The following is a 5,005-nucleotide window of genomic DNA, read 5'->3' on the forward strand; positions in this document are numbered from 1 at the left end:
ACCTGCGGGTCGACACCATCAGGCCGGCATCAGCTGACGCAAGTTTTCGGCGCTACTTCCGGGTGGACGCCGCAACAGGCGATGGCAGTTACATCGTCATGGACGCACCACCTGCACAGGAAGATTGCAAACCTTTCGTCAAGGTCGCCGGCCTGATGAACGGCGCCGGCTTGATTGCCCCGCGCGTACTGGCCTGGGATGAACCAATGGGCTTCATGCTGCTAAGCGACCTGGGTGCGCAGACCATGATGGAAGCAATTAGACCGCCCGCCGAGGTTGACGCTATCGCCAGCCCCACTCCGGCGCACTACGACCTGTATGTGGATGCGGTGGAGGCCCTGGTGCGCTGGCAACTCGCCTCCACGCCCGGCGTGCTTCCGCCCTATGACGACGCACTTCTGTCTCGCGAGCTATCGCTCTTTCCAGACTGGTATGTCGCCAAACATCGCAGCCTGGCGCTGGACTCTGGCCTTCAGGACAAGCTGAACGCCATCTTCGAACAGATCAAGGCCAGCAATCTGAATTCGCTGGATGGCGCACGGGTGTTTGTGCACCGCGACTTCATGCCTCGCAACCTGATGATCACCCGGCCCAGCAACGCAGGGGGCATGCAATTTTCCGACGGGCCGCCCCTAGGGAACGAGCCCCGCAGCGTATCGAAACGGGGCAGCGCAGTACGCGAAGCGACAAGCGTGGGGGCTCCACCTTTGGGCGTGCTGGACTTTCAGGACGCGGTCTACGGCCCCATCACCTACGACATCGCCAGCCTGATGCGCGACGCCTTCCTGAGCTGGGAAGAAGATTTCGTACTGGACATCACCGTGCGCTATTGGCAAAAAGCCCGCAAGGCGGGCCTGCCGGTCGGCGACGATTTTGGCGAGTTTTACCGGGCCGTGGAATGGATGGGCCTGCAGCGCCACCTCAAGATTCTGGGCATCTTTGCGCGCCTCACGCTGCGCGACGGCAAGCCCAAATACCTGGCCGACACACCCCGCTTCATCAAATACGCCCGCAACACCGCCGCGCGCTACCGGCAACTGGGGCCGCTGATGGTGCTGCTCGACGAGATTGAGGGTAACGAAACCCGTGTGGGCTACACCTTTTGATGCACAATCGGGCTGTAGCGCTTGCTGGTTCTGCGCCAGCAGCTATTATTTTTATAGCGTTCACGGCAAAGTCCTAACAATGCATCTTCCTGCACCAGCACCATGACCGCCCGGTTTTTCGCTGACATCGCACTGGCGCCCGGCAGCGTCGTCAGCCTGCCGCCGTCCACTGCGCGCCACGTCCAGGTCTTGCGGATGCAGCCCGGCGACGCCCTGACAATATTCAACGGCCAAGGCAACGGCCAGCCCGGCAGCGAAGGGGAATTTGCAGCCACCGTCGAGCGCATGGGCCGCAGCGATGTGGAGGTCCTTATCGGCGGCTACACCGCCACGGCACGCGAAGCCAGCCGCTCCATTCACCTGGCCGTCGGCATGCCCGCCAATGACCGCATGGACTGGCTGATTGAAAAAGCCGCCGAATTGGGCGTGGCCAGCATCCAGCCCTTGATGAGCGAGCGCAGCGTGCTGCGCATCAAGGGTGAGCGAGCCGACAAAAAAATCGCGCACTGGCGGGGCGTCGCCGTCGCGGCCTGTGAGCAATGCGGCCGCAGCCGCATACCACCCGTTCACGACGTCGCTAACCTGTCTGACTGGCTCAAAGGCGCGGGGCAGGGCGCAGCTGGCGGCACCCGGCTGCTACTCTCATTACAAGACGGCAGCCGGCCGCTGGCCGAAGCGGTGGCCGCAGCTGATGCCGGCGCACTGACCTTCCTGAGCGGTCCCGAGGGCGGCCTCAGCGCGGCTGAAGAGGCTGCGGCCATGGCTTGCGGCTTTGCGGCCGTCACCCTCGGCCCGCGCGTGCTTCGGGCCGAAACCGCACCGCTCGCCTGCCTGTCGTTTCTCGCACTGACAAGCGGCACGCCATGAACCGCAATCTCTGGCTGCTGGCCGTCTGCCAGGGCCTCTTTCTCACCAACAACGTCACCTTCATCGCCATCAACGGCCTGGTCGGCCTGAACCTGGCGCCGCTGGGCTGGATGGCGACACTACCCGTCATGGGCTACGTGGTGGGTGGCGCGCTGTCCACGTCCGTGGTGGCGCGCACGCAAATGCGCTTCGGGCGCAAGATTTCCTTCCAGCTGGGCCTGCTGGTGGCCGCCGCCTCGGCCCTGCTGTGCTGCTATGCGGCTTACAGCAAAAATTTCTGGCTTCTGGTGGCCGCCACCGTGGTGGCGGGCTACTACAGCGCCAATGCGCAGCTCTACCGCTTTGCCGCGGCCGAGCTCGCCCAGCCTGCTTTTCGCGAAAAAGCCATTTCCCTGGTCATGGCAGGCGGCCTGCTGGGCGCCGTCGCCGGGCCCAACCTGGCGGCCTCTACGCGGGGGCTGACCGACGTGCCCTTTGCAGGCGCCTACCTGGCGCTGGCCGGCGTGGCGCTGCTGTCGATGGCGCTGCTGGCATTCATCCGGTTTCCGCCGCCGCCCGAGGCGCATGCCAGCCGCGGTGGCCGGCCGCTTCGCGAAATCATGCGGCAGCCGATCTTCATCGTGGCCGCCGCAGCCGGTGCCCTGGGCTTTGGCGTGATGAACCTGCTGATGGCGGCCACGCCAATTGCGATGCAGGTTTGCGGCCTGCCGTTTTCCAGCGTCGCGCTGGTGCTGGAGTGGCACGTGATCGGCATGTTCGCACCCGGTTTTTTCACCGGTCACCTGATCCGGCGCTTCGGCACTTTGCCCATCATGGCGGTGGGTCTGGCGCTCAATGGGGTGTGCGTGCTGATCGCGCTCTCGGGCGTGGAGCTCAAGGAATTTCTGGCGGCGCTCTTTTTACTGGGCCTGGGCTGGAATTTTCTTTTCACCGGCAGCACCACCCTGGCGCTTGAGACCTATCGGCCGGAAGAAAAAGACAAGGCGCAGGGCGCGCTCAATTTCTGTATTTTTGCCGTGCTGGCGGTTTCCTCGCTGGCCTCCGGCGTGCTGGTGACCACCCAAGGCTGGGCGCTGCTGAACCTGGGGTCGCTGCTGCCGCTGGGGCTCACCGCCGCCGCGCTGGCCTGGCTTGCAGTCGGCCAACGCAAGGGACAGAAGGCCTGAGAACCTGGTTACGCCTCGCACCGTGTCCGACATTGCGGCCAGGCTGGGCATGGAACCCGGCGATGCCGCCAGTTATTGCTATTGTTTTTATAGCTGTTTGCGCCCGTTCTTATTGGGCTGAAGCCGAATTTCTCTTGAGATTTTCTTAACCGCTAGAAGCGGGCGTCCAGCCAGGCCTTGAGCGTGTCAAACACCGGCTCCGACTCGACTTCATTGAATATCTCGTGATAGAGGCCCTCAAAGCACCGCGACGTCACCGTGCCGGCGGTCACGGCCGGTGAGTTGGCCGCGTTTTCCGCGAAAGCGCGGCTGCCGGCCGGATTGACAAGCCGGTCCGCACCCGCATACATCAGCAGCGTAGGCGTGCGCCATTGGGCGGCGGCCGCCACCGTCGCGGGACCCGCTGTTGCGATGAATTTGCCCAGGCGTGGCGAGATTCTGTCGTGCACCAGCCGGTCGGTGAAGTATTTTTTGACCACCTCTTCATCGTGCGAGATGTAGCGCGCGTCCAGGCCGTTGCCTACACACAGGTCGGGTGCCAGCCTCGGCATAAAGGCCAGCAGCAGCTTTTGCAAGGCGTTGAGCCCCGGATCCAGCGCGGGAGAAGACATCACGAGGCCATCCACGGGGCGAATGCCCAGCGCGACAAACCGGCTCACCACCAGACCGCCCATGCTGTGGCCAAGCAGAACCAGGGGAAGATGCGCAGGCGGCTGCGGGCTTCGTCCGTCCGCGTTGACCTCCTCCAGAAGGCGCACGCAACGCAGGCGCGTGTCGTCGACTATTTCGGCCAGGTCGTCCAGCAGTGCAGTCTCATTGGGCAGCACACCACGGAACCCGCCCGATTCGCCATGGCCGCGCTGGTCGTAGGCACGCACGGCAAAACCCCAGTCGAGCAATTGGCTGGCGACATGGTCGTAGCGGCTGGCGTGCTCGCCCAAGCCATGGACCAGCAGCACCATGGCGCGCGGCGGCAACGCATGTTGACCCATTTCGATGGCCAAAGCATCCAGTGGCCACTCATAGAGAGCCAGGTTCTCGCCGTCGCGGGCGGTGAAAGGCGCTAGGACGGTGGAATGCATGCGGCAGCAAAAGCCTGGCTTGAAACAAGCGCTGCCGGCAAACCGCGGCGCAAAGAAGGGWAGCTCACCCGCATCAACCGGGAACGCGGGCCATCACATGCGCGACCGCGGCGGTCAGCTTCTTGGCGTAAGGCACGTTCAGGAACTCGTTGGGGCCGTGCGCATTGCTCTTGGGGCCGAGCACACCGCAAACCATCATCTGCGCCTTGGGGAAGCCCTTGCTCAGCATGTTCATCAGCGGAATGGTTCCGCCCTGGCCTATGGTGCCGCAGGGCGCGCCGAAGAAGCTTTGCGACGCATCGTTGAGCGCGTTCTCAAACCAGGGTACGGTGCTGGGCGCGTTCCAGCCGGTGGCGCCGCCGTTGCTTTCAAACGTGACTTTGGCCTGGTAAGGCGCATTGTCTTCCAGCAGTGTCTTGAGTTCCTGCACCGCCGCGCCAGCGTCGATCAGCGGCGGAAAACGCAGCGAGAGCTTGAAGGCGGTGTAGGGGCGCAGCACATTGCCCGCATCCTTGAGGGCTGGAAAACCTTCGGCACCCGTCACGCTCAGCGTCGGGCGCCAGGTGCGGTTGAGCAGGGCTTCCACCGGGTCAGTCGTGGTGGGCAAGGCAAATGCGCTGGAGCCTTCGCAGTCGTAGTGCGCCCACGGAAAACGCTTGTAGATTTCCTCGCCGAGGATTTTGGCCGTGGCCTGCGCCTGCGCCAGCCGGTCAGCCGGAACCTCACAGTGAAAGCTTTGCGGCAGCAGGCGACCGGTCTTGCTGTCTTCCAGGCGGTCCAGCAC

At 64.0% G+C, this 5,005-nt stretch carries 5 protein-coding genes; 3 read left to right on the forward strand and 2 right to left on the reverse strand.

The window, feature by feature from the left end:
• Window positions 1-2: 2 nt before the first annotated feature.
• The 3 genes from AC1D1P_RS13960 to AC1D1P_RS13970 all read left to right on the forward strand — a co-directional run bounded on the left by AC1D1P_RS13960 (window position 3) and on the right by AC1D1P_RS13970 (window position 3,139).
• Window positions 3-1,106: an aminoglycoside phosphotransferase family protein gene (locus AC1D1P_RS13960; RefSeq protein WP_477673399.1), complete on the forward strand. Its 1,104-nt coding sequence runs from the start codon at window positions 3-5 to the stop codon at window positions 1,104-1,106.
• 102 nt (window positions 1,107-1,208) lie between these two features.
• Complete coding sequence (locus AC1D1P_RS13965) at window positions 1,209-1,973, forward strand: 16S rRNA (uracil(1498)-N(3))-methyltransferase (RefSeq protein ID WP_477670461.1); 765 nt, start codon at window positions 1,209-1,211, stop codon at window positions 1,971-1,973.
• Window positions 1,970-3,139 carry an MFS transporter gene (locus AC1D1P_RS13970; RefSeq protein ID WP_477670460.1) on the forward strand — a complete coding sequence of 390 codons (1,170 nt, stop codon included), beginning with the start codon at window positions 1,970-1,972 and terminating at the stop codon, window positions 3,137-3,139. Before AC1D1P_RS13965 ends, AC1D1P_RS13970 begins: the two co-directional genes overlap by 4 nt.
• A 152-nt stretch (window positions 3,140-3,291) precedes the next feature.
• Here the strand turns inward: AC1D1P_RS13970 and AC1D1P_RS13975 are convergent, their stop codons facing one another.
• Window positions 3,292-4,221: a lysophospholipase gene (locus AC1D1P_RS13975; protein WP_477673400.1), complete on the reverse strand. Its 930-nt coding sequence runs from the start codon at window positions 4,219-4,221 to the stop codon at window positions 3,292-3,294.
• A gap of 73 nt (window positions 4,222-4,294) precedes the next feature.
• Window positions 4,295-5,005: zinc-binding metallopeptidase family protein (locus AC1D1P_RS13980; RefSeq protein WP_477673401.1), on the reverse strand; the 711-nt coding region annotated here is incomplete at its 5' end.

The sequence above is a fragment of the Polaromonas sp. P1_E1_2 genome (assembly GCF_056406035.1).

Bases quoted from the DNA above. Each gene is read 5' to 3' on its own strand.
- AC1D1P_RS13970 (WP_477670460.1), top strand. From the start codon at position 1,970: ATGAACCGCAATCTCTGGCTGCTGGCCGTCTGCCAGGGCCTCTTTCTC.
- AC1D1P_RS13965 (WP_477670461.1), top strand. From the start codon at position 1,209: ATGACCGCCCGGTTTTTCGCTGACATCGCACTGGCGCCCGGCAGCGTC.
- AC1D1P_RS13975 (WP_477673400.1), bottom strand. From the start codon at position 4,221: ATGCATTCCACCGTCCTAGCGCCTTTCACCGCCCGCGACGGCGAGAAC.